We start from the raw sequence: 21269 nt of genomic DNA on the forward strand, positions 1-21269 counted from the left end.
ACGCCGTCGCCCTGCAGCGACTCCCAGAAGAGCGAGTGGTTGTAGTGGCCGCCGCCGTTGTTGCGGACGGGGCCCTGCTTGTCGGCCGGCAGCGCACCGAGGTTCGCGACGATCTCCTCGATCGGCTTGTCCGCGAACTCGGTGCCCTCCAGCGCGGCGTTGGCCTTGTCGACGTACGCCTGGTGGTGCTTGTCGTGGTGGATCTCGAGCGTCAGCGCGTCGATGGTGGGCTCGAGCGCGTCGAACGCGTAGGGCAGCGGGGGGACGGAGAACGCCATGGGGACCTCTTCGGGGTCGGGTGCGGGTGGGGTGGTGTCCGTCGCGTACCCGGCGCCTCGCGAGAGGAACGCCGGACCGGCCGGACCGCCCGATCGACGCCGCCGGACCGCTAGCGGCCCCGCAGTTCGACCGGACTTGAACCCAGTATGCGACTTCGACCTAGGTTGAAGTCAAGGATTCGCTCCGTGACGAGGGACACGCGAGAGGATCGCCGGCGGGCGGGGCGGGGTCGGGGCGGGCGGCCTCGGCACGAGTTGTGTACCCCTGAGGTACCGAAATCGATGCGTGCCTCCTCCGCCCCTCGGGTCCGGCGACCACGGCTTGAGTTGCGTACCCCTGAGGTACCCAACTCGATGCGTGGGCGCTCCACGTCCGCCACTCGCCGCGCCCGCACCGCCGTGCGCCGGGCCGCCTCGCCTTGCGCACCGCCGAGGTACCGAATTCGATGCGTGGCCGCTCCACGTCCAGCCCGCGCCGCGTCGGACGAGCGCCGCGTCGGGTCGGATCGGGTTGTGTACCGCCGAGGTACGGAACTCGATCCGCCGCCGCCCCGCCTCCGGCGGCGAACCGGCCCGCCGCCGCGCCCCCCGGCCCCGGGGCCCGCCGGCCCCTCAGACCCGCTCGCGCGGCGGCTCCGCCGGGGCCGGCGCGCCCGCCCCCGCCTCCCGCTCCGAGCGCGCGATGCTGTTCAGCAGCCGGATCGCGCCCTTGCGCGCCTCGCGGCGGAAGAGCGGCGGGACGAAGCGCTTGACCGCGTAGGCGACGACGCCCTCGCGGTCGGTGAGGATCAGGAAGCGGCCGTTGGCGACGCCGTCGTGGATCCGGCCGGCGATGACGTCCGCCGGGGTCGAGCTCTGGGTCACGAGCTTGTCCATCGTGCGGCGGACGGCCTCGTCGGGAGTGCGGAACGAGCCCGCCAGGCCGGTCCGGAAGAACGTCGGGCAGACGACGGACGTCGTGATGCCGGCGGGCTCCAGCTCGTGGCGGAGCGTCTCCGACAGCGAGACCACACCCGCCTTGACGACGTTGTAGGAGGCCATCACCGGCGGGTTCAGCAGGCCGGCGGCGGAGGCGATGTTCACGAGGTGCCCGGAGCCCTGCTCGCGGAAGATCGGCACGAACGTCCGGCAGCCGCGCACGACGCCCATGAGGTTGATCTGGAGGATCCAGTCCCAGTCCTCGATCGGCAGGTGCTCGAAGCGCCCGCCGGTCGCGACGCCCGCGTTGTTGACGAGGACGTCGAGGCCGCCCCAGGTCCGCTGGACCCAGGTCCGCGCCGCGTCCCAGTCGTCGTCGGCGCGCACGTCGAGGACGAGCGTCGACAGCCGGTCCCGGTCGCCGCCCGCGGTGACGATCGTCGCGACCGCCGTGTCGAGCGCCGCCTGGTCCAGGTCGGTCAGCAGCACCCGCGCGCCGTCCCGCGCGTACCGCGTGGCGAGCGCCAGGCCGAGGCCCGAGGCCGCGCCGGTGATGAGGATCCGCTGCTCGGTCATTGGTCGTCCCGTGGTGGTCGGAGGTCGTCGCCCGTGCGCCTTCGCGGTCCGGGAGGACGCGGGACGGCGTGGGCACGGCGCTTCCCGCGAACGCTACCGCGGGTCGGATCCGGCCGCGCGCCGCGGCCGTCCTCGAGGGCGACCCGCCGTGCTCCGGTCCGGGGCGACCGGCGCCGGGCCGCGGTGCGGTGCGCGCCCCGTGACCCGGTGGTGAACGGATCGCCAATGCGGACCGGACCCGACCGCGGGCCGTGTGACGATCTTGCCGTGCGGGTACGAGCCCGCGCAACCGGAGCTCCTTCCGGCCGCGTAACGGAGCCAGGCCGTCGCGGACGTTGGACCCCGACCACCCCAGATCACCGACGGTCAAGCGCCCCCGCGTGGCGTGCCGGTCGTCGCGATCGCCCCCCGAGACCCGGAGCCTCCCCGTGAGCACCGCCCACGCCCTCCCCGCAGACGATCCCGAGGACCACGCACAGGCGATCCACGCCGGCGTCCGCCGCGTCCCCGGTCCGGCCGAGGCCCTGCGCGCCCCGCTGCCCGCGTCCCCCGTCGACGCGCTCGCCGCGGTCCGCGAGCGCACCCGGGTCCTCGTCTCCGGCCTCTCCCGCGAGCAGCTGGAGGAGCAGATCGACCCGCTGATGAGCCCGCTGGTCTGGGACCTCGCGCACATCGCCGCGTACGAGGACCTCTGGCTGGTGCACCGGCACGGCGACCGGCCGCTGCTGCATCCCGAGCTCGCCAACCTCTACGACGCGTTCGAGACCCCGCGCAGGGCCCGCGGCGACCTCGAGCTCCTGGACGTCCCGCAGGCGTGGGAGTACTTGGACGACGTCCGCTCCCGCGTGCTCGAGGTCGCCGACGAGCACGGCGTCGACGACGAGCTCTTCGAGATGGTGCTCCAGCACGAGCTGCAGCACACCGAGACGATGCTGCAGACGATGCGCCTCGGCGGCCTCGCGCCGTGGGTCGACGCGCTGCCCGGCGGTACCGGGACCTCGACGAGCACCACCGGCGAGGCGGCGCTGCACGCCGGTGCGGGTCGCGGCGGCGCGACGGCCGGCGGCGACGCGCCGCGGGCCTCCATGCGGCCGATCTCCGCCGCGGCCCGCTCCCGCGCCGAGGTCCTGGGGGGCACGCTCCTGCGCATCCCCGCCGGCGACGTCCGGGTGGGCGCCGCCGACGACGTCTTCTCCTACGACAACGAGCGGCCCCGGCACGACCGCGCCGTCGCGCCGTTCCGGATCGCCCCGCGGCCGGTCACGGTCGCGCAGTGGGACGCGTTCGTCGCCGACGGCGGCACCCGCGACCAGCGCTTCTGGAGCGACGCCGGCTGGGCCTGGCGTGCCGGCGGTGCCGGGAGCGGCGTGGGCGACGCGACCGTCGACGGTGCGAGCGGCGGGGCGGGTGGGGGCGGCATCCTCGGCGCCCGCGGACCGGAGGCGTCGGCCGCGTCCGTCGCGGACCAGGTCGTCTGCCACCTGAACGCCTTCCAGGCCGAGGCGTTCGCCGCCTGGGCGGGCCTGCGCCTGCCGACCGAGGCCGAGTGGGAGCACGCCGCCGCCTCGGGCCTGCTGCACGACGTCGGCGTCGTCTGGGAGTGGACGTCGACCTCGTTCGACGGCTACCCGGGCTTCAGCGCCCACCCGTACAAGGAGTACTCGGAGGTCTTCTTCGACCACGGGTACCGCGTCCTGCGCGGCGGCTCCTTCGCCGCTCACCCGCGCGTCGCGACCACGACGTTCCGCAATTGGGACCTGCCGCAGCGCCGCCAGATCTTCGCGGGCGTCCGGCTCGCCGCCGACGCCGACCCCGACGCGGCGCCCGCCTCCGGCACCGCACCGACCGGCCGGGAGGCCTCCGCATGAGCACCACGAACGCCGACGCCGACCTCGTCTCGGTCACGATCGCCGACGCCGACCCGGCGCCGCGCACGCTGGCCCACGACGTCCACGACGGGCTCACGCAGCCGTTCAAGCAGCTGCCGCCCAAGCACCTCTACGACGACCACGGGTCGGACCTCTTCCACGCGATCTGCGACCTGCCGGAGTACTACCCGACGCGCACCGAGCGGGCGATCCTGGTGGAGCGCGCGCAGGAGATCGCCGAGCGCACCGGCGCGGTCGACCTCGTCGAGCTCGGCTCCGGCTTCGCGACGAAGACCGGCGTGCTGCTCGAGGCGCTGCAGAGCGCCGGCACGCTCGAGCGGTTCGTGCCGCTCGACGTCTCGGCGCCCACCGTGCACCAGTGCGCGGGCGAGGTCGCCCGCGACTTCGGCGTCCCGGTCCACGGCATCGTCGGGGACTTCGAGCGCGACCTCGGCCTGATCCCCGAGCCCATCGGCCCGCGGATCGTCGCGATCCTGGGCGGCACGCTCGGCAACCTGCAGGCCGGCTCGCGCCGCCACTTCCTGAGCCGCCTGCGCGGCCTGCTCGACGCCGACTCCCGACTGCTGATCGGCATCGACCTCGTCAAGGACCCCGCGGTCATCGAGCTGGCCTACAACGACGCCGCGGGCGTCACCAGCGCGTTCAACCGCAACGTCCTGACGGTCATCAACCGCGAGCTCGGCGGCGACTTCCCCGTCGAGGAGTACGAGCACGTCGCGTTCTTCGACCACGAGAACGAGTGGATCGACATCCGCCTGCGGTCGGTCCGCGACCACGTCGTCCGCATCGAGGCGCTCGACCTGACCGTCGAGTTCGCCGCCCGCGAGGAGCTCCGGACGGAGATCTCGTCGAAGTTCACCCGCGAGCGGATCTCCGCAGACCTGGCGGCCGCGGGGCTGGAGCTCGAGGACCTGCTGACCGACCAGGACGGGCTCTTCGGCCTGGCGCTGGCGAAGGTGGCCTGAGGCGGCGGCACCGGCCGCCGGGTGCTACCGGCCGCCGGGCCCCAGGGAGGACCTGCGACGACGGGTCCTACGCCCGCGGGACGACCCGCGGTCGCACCGGGCCCCGCAGGACGACCGGCGAACCGGTGGCCGGACGGAGGAGCCCCCGAGGTCCGGCCTTACGGCGTCAGCGCGTCGGGGTCGGCGCCGTCCGGCGTCGTCGTGGGCGTCGTCGGCGTGGTGGGGGTGGTGGTCGGCGTCGTCTTCGTGGTCGTCGTCGCCGGGGCCTCCTCCGTCACCGTCTCCGTCTGGGTGGTGGTGGTCGTCGGCTCCTGCTCGGCGGTCTGGGTGATCGTCTGCGCGGGAGCGGTGGTGACCTGCTGGACGACGGTCGTCGTCGTGGCCGGCGGGGCGGCCTGCTTCTTCGCGGGCGTGTTGCCGCCGTTCTGGAAGATCGTCGTGTGGTTCTTGCCCGCGATGACCTCGGGCACGGTGATCAGGACCGCCGCGATGACGAAGCCCAGGACGCCGGTGATCGCCGCGATCTGCCAGCGACGCCGGCTGCGGCTGGCGACCGCGTGGACGGTCACCGGCTGGGCGCCGACCGCGCCGGGTCGCGCGGGGCCGTACCCGGGCGAGACCTGCGTGAGCTGGTCGCCCGGGACGACGCCGTGGACGGCGGTCGGGTCGTTGCTCGCCAGGGGCGCCTGGGTGCCGGGACCGCTCGTGACCCCGCGGCGGGTGATCGGCAGCGCCGCCGGCAGGGCGGACGTGACGACGGCGGTCGGCTTCGCGAGCGCCTCGCGGAACAGCGCGACGGCCACGGGCGTGAACGCGGCGGACGCCAGCGTGCCCGGCGCCCAGACCTTCGAGCAGATGAACGCGGCCAGCGCGGACGCGGCCGCGGTGATGATCAGCGTCTTGACGTCGAGCCCCCCGGCCGTCGCCGGCACGTGGTGCTGCGGCTGCGGCTGAACGGCCTGCTGGACGCGGGTGGGCTGATCGTGGGGGGAGGCCATGGGGGGAACGGCGGTCGGTGCTGATCCGACCCACCTCTTGGTTCTAGCGCACCCGGACGCCCGAGGGCGGGAGCGATCTCACGGGGTGCCCTCAGGCCCATGGTGACGGGCGACGGGTCGGGCGGGTCGCGGTCCCGCCGTGGATCGGTGACGGGCGGGGCGGCGGCGGAACCGACGGCCGCGGCCGTCCGGTCGCGGCCGTCGGTCGCGGTCCCGCGGTACGTTGCGGCGATGACGGACCCGACGGCGACCCGCGCCTGGCCCCACCCCGACGTCGTCGCCGACCTGGCGGCCCTGCGCGCCGCGTCGCCGCTGACGCACTGCATCACCAACGTGGTCGTCTCCAACGTCACCGCCAACGTCCTGCTGGCGACCGGCGCGTCGCCGGCGATGGTCCACGCGCCGGAGGAGGCCGGGGTCCTCGCGGGCGTCGCCGGAGGGCTGCTGATCAACCTCGGGACCGTCACCGCCGAGCAGGGAGAGGCCGCCCGGGTCGCCGTCGCGGCCGCCAACGCGGCCGGGGTGCCGTGGGTGCTGGACCCGGTCGCCGTCGGGCCGCTGCCCTGGCGAACGGCGCTGGCGCTCGAGCTGCTGGAGTCCCGGCCCGCCGTGATCCGGGCCAACCCGTCGGAGGTCCTCGCGCTCGACGGCGGCGCCGGCGGCCGCGGCGTCGACGCGACCACCGGCCCCGAGGCCGCGGTCGAGGCCGGCCGGGCGCTCGCCGCGCGGCCGGGCGCGGTCGTGGCGATCAGCGGCCCCGTCGACCACGTCGTGACCGGCGACGACGTCGTGACCGTGCCCGGCGGCGACGAGCTGCTGACCCGGGTGACCGGGACGGGATGTGCGCTGGGCGCGCTGGTCGCCGCGTTCCTCGCCGTCGCCCCCGATCCGGCCCGCGCCGCGGTCGCCGCGCACGCCGTGATGGCCGTCGCGGCGGAGCGGGCCTCCAGCGGATCGCGCGGGCCCGGGTCCTTCGCCGTGGGGCTCGTCGACGAGCTCTCCCGGCTGGAGACGACGCCCCACTGACGGCGGCCCGGGGGCACCGGACGGGTCCTGGTCGGCCCGTTCCGCAGACCGCCCGCGGGCGCCCGCGCCGCGCGTGGGCGCGGATCCTGTGAAGGTCCAGGGATGACCGACGGACAGATTGTCGCCCTGTTGCAGGGCCTCGCGGAAGCCGAGACCCACCCGATCCCGACGCCCGACAAGTACGAGCGCCTTCGCCGCGACAGCGTCCAGGCCAAGCAGCAGGCCGAGGTCGACGACTTCGTCACGCGCAAGGGCGGCAGCGTCGAGACCGCCTCGACGCCCGGCTACAAGGGCGGTCCCGCGACCGACGTCGAGTACTACATCGTCCCCACGCGAGCGCTCTTCCGCTCCTAGGGACCCGGTCGGCCGGCCCCGCGCCGGCCACCCCACCACCGCCCCCCGGGAGCATCTCCCGGCGGGCCCGACGCCGGCGCCCGGAGTCGCACCGCCCCCGGGGCACGCGCACCAGGAAGCCTTCCTGGCAGGTACCAGATCCGGTGGCCGTCGCCGAGCGGGCCGATCCGTCGGCCGACCCGGCCACTCGTGCCAGGAAACCTTCCTGGCAGGTACCAAACCTGGTGGCCATCGCCGAGCGCGCCGCCGTCCCGCGCCTCCGCCACGCCCGCTTGCCGCCCCGGCCCGCGGCCGCCCCGGGCCCTCCCCGCGCCCCGATGAACAGCGTTTGTCCCGTCGTCGAACGGCGCGGACGCCGTCTTCGACCCCGGGGCGGCTCCGGACGCGCCACCGCGGCGGACACTGAACCATGCCGATCGTCGCCACCCGCCTGTCGCTCGTCCGCACCGCCCGCTGGCGCCCCGAGTTCGAGCTGCGCGAGGACGGACGGCCCCTCGGCCGGCTGCTCTGGGGCGGCGCGCCGGGCACCGCCGAAGCGACGGTCGGCGACCGCGTCTTCACCCTCGCCCCGGGGATCGGCTGCTCAGCGGTCGACGCGACCGGCGCCGACGGCCGCCTGGGCGCGCGCCTGCGCGACGGCGAGATCACGCTGGGGAGCGAGACCCGGCCCGCCGTGACCTGGCTGCGCAACCGCACCAAGGGCACGTGCGCGGAGCTCGTCGGCCCGTCCTGCAGCGCGACGCTGCGGGTCCGCCGGCGGACCGTGGCCGGCTACGACGTGGCGGTCGACGGCGAGCTGCAGGAGCGCGAGCTGCTGCTCCTGCTTGCCGGGTACGACCTGATGCGCTGACCGCGGGCCGCCGCCCGTCGTGGCGGTCCTCGACGGCCGGTGTCCCGCGTCGCCCACGGGCCGGACGGGTCCGGTCCGCACCCCGGCGACCACGCCGTCGCGATCAACGACCAGTTCCGGGCACACCCAGAAACTGACACCAAACCGCGCTCAGTCCCGCGCGAGCGGCAGGCGGACCACGAACGACGCGCCGCCGTCGGGCGCGTTGGACGCCCGGACGGTGCCGTCGTGCGCGTCGACGATCGCCGCGACGATCGCGAGGCCCAGGCCCGCGCCGCTCTTGCCGCGGGTCCGGCCGCCCTCGGCGCGCCAGAAGCGCCCGAAGATCGCCTCCGGGTCCTCCGACGGCAGGCCGCGTCCGTGATCGCGGACCTCGACCTCGACGTGGCCGTCGGTGACGGTCGTGGTGACCGCGACCGCGGTGCCGGCCGGCGTGTGGACCAGCGCGTTGCGGACGAGGTTCGTCAGCACCTGGCGCAGCTGGCCGTCGTCGCCGTGGACGAGGGCCTCCCCCGCGCCGGCGGTCGTGATCGACCGCTCGGGGTCGATCGCGCGGGCGTCCTCGGCGGCGTCCTCGGCGATCAGCGCGACGTCGACCGGACCGTAGGCCTTCTCCGGCGCCTCGTCCAGGCGGGCGAGCACGAGCAGGTCCTCGACGAGCACGCCCATCCGGGCGGCCTCGTCCTCGATCCGGCCCATCGCCTTCTTCAGGTCCTCCGGTGTGCTCACCGCGCCGACGCGGAAGAGCTCCGCGTACCCCCGGATCGACGCCAGCGGCGTGCGCAGCTCGTGCGACGCGTCGGAGAGGAACTGGCGCAGCCGTCCCTCGCTGGCCTCGCGCTCCGCGAAGGCGCCCTCGAGCCGGCCGAGCATCCCGTTGAGCGCCAGGCCGAGCCGCCCGACCTCGGTCTTCGGCGTCGCGTCCGTCACGCGCTGGTCGAGGTCGCCCGCGGCGATCTCGCCGGCGGTGGTCGCCATGCGGTCCAGGGGACGCAGGCCGATCCGGACGAGCACCCACGACAGGCCGATCAGCAGCGCCAGCGCGATGGCGATGACGATCGCCTCGGTCTGCAGCAGCCGGGAGAGCGTGTCGTCGACGTCCGTGAGCGGGACGGCGACGACGATGAAGCCGTCGGCCAGCGCGGCGCGGACGGCGCTGGTGCCGCCGGTGCCGGTGGACACGGGCAGGCCCGTGCCGCCCGCTCCCCCGCCGGGCCGGGTGCCGGGCGGGTCGTGGGCGATGGTCTGGACGCGGTAGCGCACGCCGTCGTCGCCCGCCGCGGACGCCGTGAAGGTCATGCCGGGGCGCAGGGTCTTGGGCAGGACCGGGGTCGGGAGCCGTGGGGCGTTCAGCGACGGGCGAGCACGCGCCTCGACGCCGACCTTCGTCCCGGCTGCGGAGCGCAGCTCGCCGTAGACCCCCGGCAGCAGGTCGTTGTCGCTCGCGGGCCCGAAGCCGCCACCGGGGCCGCCCGCGGGCGGGACACCGGGGGGTCGGCCGATCCCGCCGCCGGCGCCGGCGGACGCGCCGGCCCCGGCCGACGCCGCCTTCCGGGTCACGTCGTTGTTGTCCGCCAGCCGGCGGCTCACGCCCTGCTCGGCGGCGCGCAGCTGCCCGTCGACCTGGTCGAGCAGCGCGCCGCGCTGGCTCGTGTAGGTGACGGCGGCGAGCGCGAGCATCGCCACGGCCGTCAGCACGAAGACGAGCGCGATCAGGCGGACGCGCAGGGTCATGGGGCGGTGCGGAGGTCGGGGTCGACGCGACGGCCCACGGAAGGCCGCGCGACGGGCTCGGGTCGCGCCACGGCGGACACGGAACGGGGGCGCACGGGCCTCAGCGCCTCGGGGCGCGCAGGGCGTAGCCGACGCCGCGGGCGGTGTGGATCAGGGACGGCAGGCTCTCGCCGCCGGCGCCGTCGAGCTTCTTGCGCAGGTACGAGACGTACGTCTCCAGCACGCGGGCGTCGCCGCCGAAGTCGTAGTCCCAGACGTGGTCGAGGATCTGCGCGCGGGTCAGCACGCGGCGTGGGTTGCGCAGGAAGTAGCGCAGCAGCCGGTACTCGGTGTCGGTCAGGTCGACGAGGTGGCCGGCGCGGGTGACCTCGCGCGTGTCCTCGTCCAGCTCGAGGTCCTCGAAGCGCAGCGTCGGGGACTCCTCGGAGGCCTGGCCGGTGCGGCGCAGGATCACGCGGATGCGCGCGACGAGCTCCTCCAGCGAGAACGGCTTGGTGACGTAGTCGTCGCCGCCGGAGGTCAGGCCGCGGAGCTTGTCCTCCGTCGCGTCGCGGGCGGTGAGGAAGACGATCGGCACGTGGCCGCGCTGGGCGCCGAGCCTCTCGGCGACGTCGAAGCCCGTCATGTCGGGGAGCATCACGTCGAGGACCATGATCTGCGGGCGGAACGCCTCGACCTGGGCCAGCGCCTGCTCGCCCGTCCCGGCGGTCGCGACCTCGAAGCCCTGGAAGCGCAGGGCCATCGACACGACGTCGACGATGTTGGGCTCGTCGTCGACCACCAACACGCGGTGGGCAGGGGCCTCCTGGGTGCTCATGCGGGCAGCATCGCACCCGTTCCTGGGAGCTGCCTGTGGACGAGCTGGGAACGCGGGCGCGCCGTCCTGCTAGAACCGGGGGCGTGTCGAACCCGCTCCAGCGCGTCGCGATCTACTTCGGGGTGCGCAAGCCGGACGACACCGGCCCGCCGCCCCCGGACGACCGGACGCTGCTGCAGGTGATGCTCGGCAACCTGATCATGGCGGCGATCGCCGGCGGGATCTCGGCGCTCCTGGGCAGCGACGCGGTCGAGGCGATCGCGTTCGGCGCGCTGATCTACATCTTCTTCCTCTACATGGATCTCCGCGCGCGGCGGAAGCGGCGCGAGGGCGACGGGTCGCCGCCGGCGGCGTAGGAGCGGGCGATGCAGGCGCTGGTGGACGGGAGCGCGGGCCACCTGGGCGAGGCCGTGATGCGGCGGCTGCCCGAGAAGGCGCGCGGAGCCACCGCGACGGGACGCGCGGGCGACGGGACGCGCGGGCGACGGGACGCGCGGGCGCCCGGCGTAGACGTCGAGGATTCGACCGTGCGTTTCTCCTTCTCTGGGAAGAAGGACCGCACGATGGAGCGAGCCCTCGCCCTCGCGGTGCGGTTCTCCGTCTGACCCCGCGTCGTCGCGGGTCAGCGCCGCATCTCGTGGCCCGCGTCCGCCAGCAGCGCGGCCGCCTCCTCGACGCGGTCCGCCGGGACCAGCACGAGGTCGGCGTCGAACGTCGACGTGACGAAGACCGGGAGCCCCGCCTCCGACAGCGGCCGGATCACGGCGAGCAGCATGCCGGGCAGGTCGAGGTCGTGGGCGGCCTCGCCGTGGAACGCCCGCCAGGGCTCGGTCGGGGTCTCCCCCGCTCGGGCACGCCGGACGACCGTGACGCCGTCGGGGGCGCGGACGACCGTGACCCAGTCGTCGTCCGCAGGCGGGCCGGGGACTCCCCGCTCGACGACGATCTCGCCCTCGAGCAGGCGCAGCGGCTGGGTCGGCGGGGGCATCGGCGGAGCCTACGACGGGCCACCGGAACGAGGGCGCGCCCCGGCCGGCGGCCGGGGCGCGTGGTCCTGCGGTGCCGGTCGCGCGCCGGCGCCGGCGCGTGCCCTACGAGGCGCTGACCGCGTAGAGCGTGCCGCCGCTGACGGTGACCGCCGTGACGGCCTTGCCGTGGGCCTTGACCCAGGTGTTCAGCGCGCTGGAGCTGTTGCCGCCCGGCCCGCCGCCGCTGTTCGTCGAGACGAGGACGTACTTCAGCTCGCCGTCCTTGACCATCTGCGCCATCTGGGCGACGGTCGGGGCGGGGTCGCTGCCGCCGAAGCCGCCGATCGTCACCACCGGCTCGCCGGTCTTGATGATCACGTCGGCCGTGGTCTGCGAGCCGCTCGCGGCGAAGAGGTACTTCGCGGAGCCCTGGTGCTTCTGCAGGTAGGCGATGACCGCGTCGCTGACCGAGCCGCCGCCCATGCCGCCGCCCCCGCCCATCCCGCCGGTGCGGGTGGAGGAGCCGGACGACGTCGTGCCGGACGGGAGCGCCGTCGCGGACGAGCCCGAGGTGGTGCCCGTCGCGCCGGAGCCCGTCGGCGCGCCCGCGGGCGGGGTGCCGCCCATGCCGCCCGAGGGCCGGCCACCGGACGGCGGGGTGCCCATCCGGCCACCCTGGCCGCCGCGGCCGCCCATCCCGCCGGGGCCGCCCATGCCGCCCTGAGACGCGGACGCCGGACCGGCGAGGACGTTGTTGCCGTTCAGCGAGCGGCCGGCGCTCGCCACCGCGTAGGACGCCGGGCCCGCGGAGACCGCGAGGACGCCCGTGACGGCGGCCACGACGGCCAGGCGGCGCATCGAGGTGCCGGGGCGACGGAGGGCGAGCGAGGCCAGGACCGCGACGCCGGCCAGGACCGGGACGGCGACGCGCAGCCAGGGCTGGAAGTCGTCGGCGCGGCCGAGCAGCTCCATCGACAGGTAGGCGGTGCCGGCGACCGCGACGGCCAGGGCGGCGTGGGCGACGACCGAGGTGCGGGCCGCCCGGAAGAGCAGGACCAGGCCGACGGCGGAGAGGCCGGCGATCGCCGGGGCCATGGCACTCGTGTAGTACGGGTGGAAGATGCCCTTGGCCGTCGAGAAGACGAGCACGTGGACGAGCATCCAGACGCCGAGGAGCACGGTCACGGCGCGGGCCTTGTCCGTCCGCGGGCCGCGGCGGGTCAGCCACAGCGCGGCGACGAGCGAGAACGCGGAGAGCGGCAGCAACCAGGCGATCTGGGCGCCGACCTGCTCGTTGAACATGCGCCAGATGCCGGCCGTGCCGCCGAAGGAGGCGCCGCCTGCGCCGCCCATTCCCCCCTCGTTGCCGGTGATCCGGCCGAGGCCGTTGTAGCCGAGGATGAGGTTCCAGGCGGAACCGTCGTCGGAGCCGCCGATGTAGGGCTTGGAGCCGGGCCACAGCGAGACGGCGGTCGGCCAGGCGGCCGAGACGACGGCCATGACGACGCCGGCGATCGCGAGCTGACGGACACGGGTGAGGAGCTTCGGCGGGCCGGCGAGCAGGTAGACCGCGCCCAGTGCGGGGACGATCATCCAGCCCTGGAGCATCTTCGTCATGAAGGCGAGGCCGACGAACGCCGCGGCCCAGAGGAGCCACTTGGTCTTCCCGCCCTCGACGGCGCGCATCGTGGCGTAGGCCGAGGCGACGAGCAGGAGGATCAGCAGCGCGTCGGGGTTGTTGACGCGGCCGATCGCGACGGTGATCGGGGTGATCGCCAGCAGCGCGGCGGCGAGCAGGCCGGCGGCCGCGGCGGTCGAGGAGCCGAGCCGATCCTGCAGCGCGCGGCGGACCGTCGCGTAGAGCAGGCCGACCGACGCCAGGGTGCAGAGCGCCTGGGGCAGCAGCATGCTGAAGCTGCCGAACCCGAGGACCCGCGACGACAGGCCCATCAGCCAGATCGAGAGCGGCGGCTTGTCGACCGTGATGAACGATCCGGGATCGAGCGACCCGAAGAACCAGGCCTTCCACGACACCGTGGAGGACTTCACGGCGGCGGCGTAGTAGGTGTTCGACATGCCGCTGGAGGAGAGGTTCCAGAGCAGCAGCAGGCCCGAGCCGACAAGGACCGCCAGGAGCGCCGGGCGGATCCACGCCGGGTCGCCCTCGCGGCCGCGGACGAGCGTGGCGAAGCGGCCGCGGCCGGCGCCGGACGCGGCCGGGTCGCCCACCGGGTCCCGGCTGCCGTCCCGGCCGGGCCCCGTCCGCGTCTCGGCGTCGCTCCCGTCCGCAGCGTCGGCGGGCGGCGCGTCGGCGGGCGGCGCGCCGGTCGGTGCGTGCGGGGTCGCGACGGCGAACCGCCGCTGACCCCCGAGGGGTGTGTCGCGGGCCGGGCGCGGGCGGGCGCGGCGACCGAGGGCGTTCTCGAACATGCCGCCACGATCGAGGGGGGCCGTGAGGACGACGTGGGCGTTCCCTGGGAGACGGCTGGGAGGGGTCGGTCGGGACGAGGCTCCACTCGCTCCGACGGGCTCGACGTTTCCGTCAACATCAACAAAAAATGTGGGCGGCACGATGGCCGCTCGCGACGAGCTAGGGCGTATAAGGCGCCCAACACAACATTGTACGCCGCTACCCCGCCCCCAGCCGCCTCGCCATAGGCAGGGATTCTTCAACGCTCAGTCGGCTTCCGCCGTTTCACTGCATTCTCCAAGCCCCCAAGGCCGAAATCGCCCGCCGCAGCAAAACACCCAGCGCGATCGATACAGCGAGCCAAGCCATGATCATGACTGTTGCGAGCCACCAAAATTCCCCAACCCCACCCCCCGCAACTCGGCGAACTACGGCATAAATGGGCCAGATCACAGAAAGCCCGACCGTCGACCAGTGACCAATAAGAACTCCGGTCAACAGTCCAACAACGAGCAATATCGAAAGGGTACCTACCACGCTCTACCGATCGCAGCGAAGCGTCCCGTCGATTGCACCTGGTACTGGGACAGGCAGGGGAAGGCTCGCCTCTTCGGCACTATCCTCATCACGAAGGCTCTGAGCAGCATCGAGAAGAAAAGTCCCACGGTACTCGTCAGAAATACCAGTGCCAGCGAACAATACGATTGTCGAGTATCCAGTATAAACCTCGATCCGATCGACTCCCGTATCGTCTCCAAAAACATACAATGGTGCGCCCCGAACGGTCCGTCGATTGAGAAGTTTTGGGGGGCCGGCGAACACCCCCTTTGCGACCTCGACGCCATTGGCTTCGCCACCAACGGCGTAGTCAGCAGGGCTTCGCTCGCACGCAGGCCATACTTGGATCTCCAAGGGGAGAGCACAGCCCGAATCCGCGGAAGGGGTGCAGTCCCCATAAAACGTACTGATGTAGTTGGCACGGCCGGCTGACGCGGTGGAGTCGGGCGACACAGTCGACCTCTCTATCGATTCGCCGCCAACCGACCCGCAGTTCCGGATGGACCTTCCTCGATCCAGACCCGAGAACGTCGCTCCAACGTTGAACTCCGCCACAGGCTGCGTACACGCCCTCGCGGCCGCTGTGGACTGCGCGCCAGAGGCGGCCTGAGCCGTTCCCTCGTCTTCGAGAAACGCGATCAGCGACACGGCGATAACCGTCGAGACCAAGCCCAAGATTGCAATCTTCTTAATCATCCCCGCACACCCCGCATCGTGATCAAACGTCAATGTGTAAGAATCCAATAGACCGAGCCAGTACTACCGGCGATGTCGCCGTTGCACTGCATGAAATTCTGAGTGTTACCCCAGTTCTGGTTATCACCAATAGAATATCCATCGTTGACCATCAAGTTGGTCAGCTGAATTCGGCCTTGATCAAATCCGCTACCGCTGATGTTGCTCGTATTAGACGCGACCGCATGCCCGCACGTCCCGAACTCTTCATAGTGCGGGGTCGCGAAAACTTCGCGCCTCCCCTTGAGGTCTAGGTCATAGTTCGCAAAGAGGCGCACATGGAATCGCGTAAGATCGCCACTCGCGGTCTGGGCGTCCACAGGCCCGCACACCCCGTGAGACTTTCCGTCCTGGGCCCCACCGGTGTGTACCTTCCAGTTCCCGGCGTGTTCGATCATAGACTCTACATCTGCCGAGACGATTGGATATGGACCACCCGGCCGATCAACCTTGCCGTAGAACACCATCGTCACCGGATCAGTCCGCCCGCTTACGAGACAGCCATAGTCGGGCTTGAACGCGTAACTCGACTGGACGTAGTGTGCCCCCGCTGAACCCGCATTGAAGGCGAAAAGGCCAACGCCGATGCTTGCCAGCAGAAAAGCGAATCCTCAGCGAATAGAGGAGCGCATAGTCCGAGACTCGCAGGCCACGAGTACGGCGTCAAGGTTGAGTTCTACTTCTTGATTATGAGGATCTGATGGGGTAATCCGCGCAACATTGCCCCATCTTCGTGCCGGTATAATTTCGTGTTTGTCGAAACGTTCTCACTGTGACGCAAGGCACGAGCATTGGGCGTAAGCGTTCAGGGGGTTGTCGGGGCGGTTTGAAGGAGTCCTTCTCGTTGCCGCGAATGGTGTGTTGTGCGGGAGTTTTCTCGTGAGGAGCTGGAGACCCAGGCCCGGATCGATCCGGGACCGTTGGTCGAGCTCGTTCTCGAGCTGCAAGCCGAGAATCGTCTGTTGCGTGCCCAGGTACAGCAGCTCGGGCGGCGCGTCGATGCGCTGGAAGAGCAGCTCCGCGGGTCCTCGCGTAACAGCAGCCGGCCGCCGTCCAGCGATGGTCCCGCAGCCGTCAAGCGGTCGCGGTCGTCGAGGAGCCCGTCGGGTCGCACACCGGGCGGCCAGCCCGGCCATGAGGGCCATCACCGCAAGCTCGTGCCAGCCGAGCAGGTCGATGTGATCGTTGAGCATCGTCCTGATCGCTGCCCGTGCGGGTGCGATCTGGAAGGCGCACGATCGAGCGGGAGCTCAAGCGCTCCTCCACGGTGCTCGCCGGCCTGTACCAGCAGGTGCTCGATGCGGTCCGTGGCGCCGGCGTCGTGCACGCCGACAAACGAGCTGGCGCCGTCAGCACGACCACGGGAAGGGCTGGCTGTGGGTCGCTACGACCGGGCCGCTGGAGCCGGTTCAGGCGACCGCGTTTCGTCTCGACCGGTCGAGGTCCAAGGCGGCGGCCACACGGCTTTTGGGGCGAGTTGCCGGGCGGGATCGTCGTCAGTGACCGCTACTGCGGCTACAACGACTTGGACCCGCTGCAACAGGCATGCTGCTGGGCGCATCTCAAGCGCGATCTCGTGAAGCTCTCCGAACGCGCCGGGCCGCCCGGCCGCCCGGCCGGATCGGACGACTCCTGCTGCACCAGACCCGTCTGGTGTTTGCCGCGATCGACCGGTACCGCGAGCAGCGCGACTTCGCCGCGCTGCAGCGTGAGATCGCGCCGATTCGTCACCAGGTCGACGCGCTGCTGCACGAAGGCACCGAGCTGAGGTCGCACGGAGGCGGCCGCGCCGACTTCGGGACCTCCGCGGTCTCGACGTCGATGAGCTCCGGCGCTCCCACGTCGGGCCGAGCCGGGAGGACCGGCGACGCTCAGGAGCAGGGCGTCGCCGGGTGGGGTGGCCGCGGGGCCGCCGGCGCGTAGGGGGCCCGCGTCCGCAGGCCGCTGACGGCGATCCGGGAGGGACCGTCCGGCAGGGAGCCGACGACCCAGGCCATCGCGGCGCCGGAGCCCCCGGTGGCCAGGCCGGCGTCCCGGACGGAGATCCGCGGCAGGACCTGCGGGCGCCGGAACGCGGTCGCGCCGGCGGGCCGCAGGGCGACTTCGAGCCGCGAGGCGCCCGACGCGTCGAAGGCGTCGCGCCACGTCGCCACGACGGTGCCGTCGGCGAGCGTCGCAGCCTGCGGATACAGCGCGATCTGACCCGGCGTCGACAGCCGCTGTGTCGTCGTCCCCGTCGCGTCGGGCACGAGGGGCCCGGCGCCGACGACGCCGGCCCGGATGTTCCCGCAGTCCGTGTCGGTACCCCGTGACGCGCCACTGACCGCGAACGGCGTGCCGTCGGCGAGCGCGACGACGGCACCGTCCACGAAGCCGCTGCCGGGACGCGGCAGGCGCAACGGCGGAGCGAACGTGCCGTCCGGAAGCCGGCGGACCCAGCGTGCGTCGCCGGCCACGGCGGACGTGCCGACCGTGTAGCCCACCATCAGGGCGTCGCCGCCCTGCAGCGCGACGCCGCCGTCGATCCCGGGCTCGCTCGTGAAGGCCACCGGCGGTCCGAAGCGGTCGGCCCGCGGCGGCATCAGGCGCAGGACGGCGGTGCGGTCCCCCAGGGCGTCGGCGGCCGGGCCGGTCGACCAGCCGACGGCGACGGTGCCGTCCTTCGTCGTCGCGACGTCGAAGGGATCGCCCCGGTGGACGGTCGCCAGGGCCCGCGCCCCGGTGATCCGGCCCGAGGAGCCGACCGTCGCGGTGCGGAGCGCCATCCGGCCGCCGCCGATCCGGCGCGAGAGGACGAGCGCCACGCGGCCGTCCGGACGCACCGCCGCTGCGAAGCCCGGCCGCTGGTTCCAGGGCTGGCGCTGGACGACGCGCAGCGGCCCGAACCCCCCGCCGGGCGGCGCGAACGAGCAGCCGATCACGGCGTCGCCCCGCCGAGGATCGTCGCCGAAGCACGCGACGAACCCGCCGCCGGGCCGGCCGAGCACGACGGCCCCGCCGACCGACCCGGCGGCCCGGGACCCGGCCCGAACGACCTGCGGGCGACCGAGCCGCTCCACGCTCGGCCCGATCGCGGCGCGGTAGCCGAAGGCGCTCGAGCGTCGCCCGAACGTCCGCCAGAGGACGGCCACGCGCCCGGTCGGCGCGACCGCCACGACGGGGTTGTCGACCGCACCTCCGCGCGGGCTGATCAGCCGTGGCGCTCCGAACCCTGCCGCCGGCGCGGCGGCCGGGAGGGCGGCGAGCAGGACGCCGGCCAGGAGCGTGCCCCCGGCCAGAAGCGCCGCGAGGGTCGGGGCGGCGCGGGAGCGGACGGCTGCGGGGCGACTCGGGACCACGGGAGGCACCGGCCAGTCCGGCGCGGCGTGACGCCCGGCGCCGAGGACCCGGGCTGGAGGACGTGGGGATCGGGACGGCATGGTGCTCCTGGGACGAGGCGTGTATCTGAGGAAACACCCCGCCGGGCCGGTCGGTGCGGCGGCCGCGCCGACCTGGCGCGTCGGCGGTCGTCTCGGCGTGAGGCCGGGGCGTGGTGCTCCGGCGCCGGGGCCCGTCGTCGCGGCCACCGTCCCCGTTCGGGGGACCCGCGGGCTCGCGGGCCCGCGAGCTCAGCCGGCGGCGCGGATGGCGCTCGCCAGGCCTTGCAGGTCGTAGAGGCCGTCGACCGAGGCGACCTTCTTGCCGACCTTCTGGACGAGGGCCATGATCTGCGTCGAGCCGACCCGGCCGCCGCTGACGCCGCCCATGCCGCCACCCTGGCCCGTGCTCGAGGCCAGGACCCAGCGGATGGTGCCGTTCTCGACCTGCTGGGCGAGCCACTCGGCGGTGACCGCGCTCTCGCTGCCGGAGAAGCCGCCGATGCCGGCGACCTTCACGGTCGAGCTCGACGCGCCGGTGAGGATCGCGCTGGCCGCACCGCTCTGGCTGGAGACCGCGATCGTGCCCCCGCCCTGGGTCGCCGCGTACTTCACGGCCGCGGTCAGCTCGGTGGTGTCGCCGCCGAACATCCCGCCGCCGCCGCCGAAGCCGCCGCGCCCGCCGGTGGTGGCGGCCGACGTGGTGGAGCCGGAGGTCGTCGGGGTCGCGGTCGTGCCGGGCGGGAGGCCCGTGGCAGCCGAGCGGCCGGCAGTCGTGCCCCGGTTGGTCGTTCCGGACGTCCCGCCCGGGTCGCCCATGCCCGGCATGCCGCCGCGCTGGCCGCCGCCGGGGCCGCCCATCCCGCCGCGTCCGCCGCCCGGGCCGCCCATGCCCATGCCGGCCGACGCGGGGCCGCCGGCGGGGAAGGTGCTCGAGGTCGCGTGGCCGAGCGTCTGGACCGCCCAGGTGCCCGGGGCCGTCAGCAGCAGGGCGACGATCGCGGCGAGGACCGTCGAGCGGACGCGCCGCCCGCCGAACCGTCCGACGCCGTCGTGGCCGACGACCAGGGCGAGCGAGGCGACGATGCCGCCGGCGATCAGGACCGGGGCGATCCAGTCCATGTCGGTCGCGCTGTTGTGGATGACCACGAGCTCGGTGGCGACGCCCGCGGCGATCAGGGCGGGGCCCATGGCGCGCAGGACGATCCGCTCGAACCGGCCGTCGGCATCGGTGGTGACCGCGGTGCGGTCCGTGGTCGAGGCATCCGCGAACAGGGTGCGGACCCGGGTGGCGATGCCGCCCGTCGTCGTGGGGCGGTCCACCGGAGCGGTGCCGCTTGCCGCGACGGCGTGGTCCGTAGCGGTGCCGCCCGTCGCGCCGCCCGTCGCGCCGCCCGACCGCCGCGCCGAGCGCCCGGTCGCGACCGTCCCGACACCGGCCCCGACCAGGGCGGCGACGAACGGGGCCAGGAGCGACACGTAGTAGGGGTGGAAGATGCCCTGCGCCCGGCTGAAGGCGACCGCGGTGACGAGGAACGCGCCGCCCATCGCCAGCAGGAAGCCGGTGCGGCGGTCGGTGCGCCGCAGGCGGGTCAGGAGCAGCAGGCCCAGGCCCGCGACCAGCGCGGTGCCGATGAGCCAGCCGGCCTGGCCGCCGAGGGCCGCGTTCAGGAGCCGGAAGGGGCCGGTGTCGCCGCCGAAGACGCCGCCCATGCCACCCCCACCCCCGCCGCCGCCACCGCCCGGCGCGGCACCCATGCCGCCCCCGCCGCCCGTGCCGCCGCCGTTGCCGGCTATCCGCGCGACGCCGCCGCCGGCCCCACCGCCCGGCCCACCGGACTGCCCGAAGAGGCGGCCGAGCCCGTTGTACCCGAAGATCAGCGACCAGATCGAGTTGTCGTTCGTGCCCGAGATCCACGGGCGGGAGCCGGCCGGCGTGAGCCACATCAGCACGGGCCAGGCGAGGCCGACGACCGCGGCGACCGCACCGAAGATCCCGAGCTCGCGGACGGCCTTCATCCGGCCGTTGGGGGCGATCCACAGCCAGGCGGCGACGATGCCGGGGACGATCGTCAGCGCGGCGGCCATCTTCGTCTCGAAGCCGAGCCCGATCATCAGGCCGGAGAGGGCCATCCAGCGGACCCTGCCGTCCTCGAGGCCGCGGACGAGGAACCACAGCGCCGCGACGGAGCAGAGGATCAGCAGTGCGTCGGGGTTGTTGTGGCGCGAGATCGCGACGGCGATCGGCGTCAGGACGAGCGCCAGGCCGGCGACCGAGCCGGCGAAGCGGCCGAAGACGCGGCGGGCGACGTCGTAGGTCAGGCCGACGGTCGCCACGCCCATCAGGGCCTGCGGCACGAGGTAGGACCAGGACGAGAAGCCGAAGACGCGGACCGAGAGCGCCTGGACCCAGAGGGCCAGCGGCGGCTTGTCGACGGTCTGCACGCCGGCGGAGTCGAAGGAGCCGTAGAGGAAGGCGTGCCAGTTGGTCGACATCGACTTCACGGCGGCCGAGTAGTAGTCGTTCGCCTGGCCGTTGATGCCGAGGTTCCAGAGGTTCAGGACCGCGGCGAGGACGAGCAGCGCGAGGAGCTCGGGCCGGCCGCGCAGGGCGGCCGCGACGCGGGCGACGCGGGAGCGGTCGTCGGCGCCGTCGGCGGACGCGGCGTCCGGTTCGTGGTCGGTCGCGCGGCGGGGCCGCAGCGAGAGCGGAGGGGTCTGGGTGGCCATGAGGAGTTCCGGGGGTGTGGGTGGGAGGAGTCGTGGTGGGGCCGCGGGGGGGGGCGGCGACCGCACCGCGGGTAACCCCGGCGGGGCCGGGGGGGGGGGCGGGCGCG

Annotated in this window: 17 protein-coding genes and 2 pseudogenes; 9 read left to right on the top strand and 10 right to left on the bottom strand. The window is 73.8% G+C overall.

Features of this window, described 5'->3' with window-relative positions; genetic code table 11:
• A pseudogene (locus tag AB0L40_RS17915) lies at positions 1-278 on the bottom strand (superoxide dismutase); the annotation flags it as partial.
• A 612-nt stretch (positions 279-890) separates the two neighbouring features.
• Positions 891-1772, bottom strand: a complete 882-nt coding sequence (locus AB0L40_RS17920) for an SDR family oxidoreductase (protein WP_364357448.1) — start codon at positions 1770-1772, stop codon at positions 891-893.
• 428 nt (positions 1773-2200) lie between these two features.
• On the opposite strand from AB0L40_RS17920, the gene AB0L40_RS17925 reads away from it, so the two are divergent.
• Complete coding sequence (locus tag AB0L40_RS17925; RefSeq protein WP_364357451.1) at positions 2201-3640, top strand: SUMF1/EgtB/PvdO family nonheme iron enzyme; 1440 nt, start codon at positions 2201-2203, stop codon at positions 3638-3640.
• Positions 3637-4626 carry an L-histidine N(alpha)-methyltransferase gene (gene egtD, locus AB0L40_RS17930; RefSeq protein WP_364357454.1) on the top strand — a complete coding sequence of 330 codons (990 nt, stop codon included), beginning with the start codon at positions 3637-3639 and terminating at the stop codon, positions 4624-4626. Before AB0L40_RS17925 ends, egtD begins: the two co-directional genes overlap by 4 nt.
• A 158-nt stretch (positions 4627-4784) precedes the next feature.
• Here egtD and AB0L40_RS17935 read toward each other — a convergent pair whose 3' ends face one another.
• Complete coding sequence (locus AB0L40_RS17935; RefSeq protein ID WP_364357457.1) at positions 4785-5624, bottom strand: hypothetical protein; 840 nt, start codon at positions 5622-5624, stop codon at positions 4785-4787.
• Between the two features lie 231 nt (positions 5625-5855).
• Between AB0L40_RS17935 and thiM the strand changes: the two genes are divergently transcribed.
• The 3 genes from thiM (at position 5856) to AB0L40_RS17950 (ending at position 7854) form a co-directional block, all read left to right on the top strand.
• On the top strand, positions 5856-6650 hold the full coding sequence (gene thiM, locus AB0L40_RS17940) for a hydroxyethylthiazole kinase (protein ID WP_364357460.1): 795 nt from the start codon (positions 5856-5858) through the stop codon (positions 6648-6650).
• 102 nt (positions 6651-6752) lie between these two features.
• Entirely contained in the window at positions 6753-7004 is a 252-nt protein-coding gene (locus tag AB0L40_RS17945; protein ID WP_364357463.1) for a hypothetical protein, read from the top strand.
• A 409-nt stretch (positions 7005-7413) separates the two neighbouring features.
• Entirely contained in the window at positions 7414-7854 is a 441-nt protein-coding gene (locus tag AB0L40_RS17950) for a hypothetical protein (protein ID WP_364357466.1), read from the top strand.
• A 150-nt stretch (positions 7855-8004) separates the two neighbouring features.
• Here AB0L40_RS17950 and AB0L40_RS17955 read toward each other — a convergent pair whose 3' ends face one another.
• Both AB0L40_RS17955 and AB0L40_RS17960 read right to left on the bottom strand, forming a co-directional pair.
• Positions 8005-9588, bottom strand: coding sequence for a HAMP domain-containing sensor histidine kinase (locus AB0L40_RS17955; RefSeq protein ID WP_364357469.1), 1584 nt, complete (start codon positions 9586-9588; stop codon positions 8005-8007).
• A gap of 100 nt (positions 9589-9688) precedes the next feature.
• Positions 9689-10405, bottom strand: coding sequence for a response regulator transcription factor (locus AB0L40_RS17960; protein ID WP_364357472.1), 717 nt, complete (start codon positions 10403-10405; stop codon positions 9689-9691).
• 83 nt (positions 10406-10488) lie between these two features.
• Here AB0L40_RS17960 and AB0L40_RS17965 point away from each other — a divergent pair, with 83 nt between their 5' ends.
• Positions 10489-10761: a hypothetical protein gene (locus tag AB0L40_RS17965; RefSeq protein ID WP_364357475.1), complete on the top strand. Its 273-nt coding sequence runs from the start codon at positions 10489-10491 to the stop codon at positions 10759-10761.
• A 9-nt stretch (positions 10762-10770) separates the two neighbouring features.
• On the top strand, positions 10771-11010 hold the full coding sequence (locus tag AB0L40_RS17970) for a hypothetical protein (RefSeq protein WP_364357478.1): 240 nt from the start codon (positions 10771-10773) through the stop codon (positions 11008-11010).
• Between the two features lie 17 nt (positions 11011-11027).
• Here the strand turns inward: AB0L40_RS17970 and AB0L40_RS17975 are convergent, their stop codons facing one another.
• The 3 genes from AB0L40_RS17975 to AB0L40_RS17985 form a co-directional block, all read right to left on the bottom strand.
• Complete coding sequence (locus tag AB0L40_RS17975) at positions 11028-11393, bottom strand: ACT domain-containing protein (RefSeq protein ID WP_364357481.1); 366 nt, start codon at positions 11391-11393, stop codon at positions 11028-11030.
• 103 nt (positions 11394-11496) lie between these two features.
• Positions 11497-13803, bottom strand: a complete 2307-nt coding sequence (locus tag AB0L40_RS17980; protein ID WP_364357484.1) for a glycosyltransferase family 39 protein — start codon at positions 13801-13803, stop codon at positions 11497-11499.
• Between the two features lie 1263 nt (positions 13804-15066).
• Positions 15067-15549, bottom strand: a complete 483-nt coding sequence (locus AB0L40_RS17985; RefSeq protein ID WP_364357487.1) for a hypothetical protein — start codon at positions 15547-15549, stop codon at positions 15067-15069.
• A gap of 390 nt (positions 15550-15939) precedes the next feature.
• Here AB0L40_RS17985 and AB0L40_RS17990 point away from each other — a divergent pair.
• Together AB0L40_RS17990 and AB0L40_RS17995 are read left to right on the top strand one after the other, a co-directional pair.
• Positions 15940-16170: pseudogene (locus tag AB0L40_RS17990) on the top strand (DUF6444 domain-containing protein); the annotation flags it as partial.
• A 227-nt stretch (positions 16171-16397) separates the two neighbouring features.
• Positions 16398-16844 (top strand): transposase, encoded by a 447-nt coding sequence (locus tag AB0L40_RS17995; protein ID WP_364357496.1) that lies wholly within the window; start codon positions 16398-16400, stop codon positions 16842-16844.
• 103 nt (positions 16845-16947) lie between these two features.
• On the opposite strand, the gene AB0L40_RS18000 is transcribed toward AB0L40_RS17995, so the two are convergent.
• A complete protein-coding gene (locus AB0L40_RS18000) occupies positions 16948-18414 on the bottom strand; it encodes a hypothetical protein (RefSeq protein ID WP_364357490.1) in 1467 nt (488 codons plus the stop codon).
• A gap of 270 nt (positions 18415-18684) precedes the next feature.
• Complete coding sequence (locus AB0L40_RS18005; RefSeq protein WP_364357493.1) at positions 18685-21162, bottom strand: glycosyltransferase family 39 protein; 2478 nt, start codon at positions 21160-21162, stop codon at positions 18685-18687.
• Positions 21163-21269 lie beyond the last annotated feature (107 nt).

This window comes from Patulibacter sp. NPDC049589 (assembly GCF_040675535.1).
Taxonomy (GTDB): domain Bacteria; phylum Actinomycetota; class Thermoleophilia; order Solirubrobacterales; family Solirubrobacteraceae; genus Patulibacter.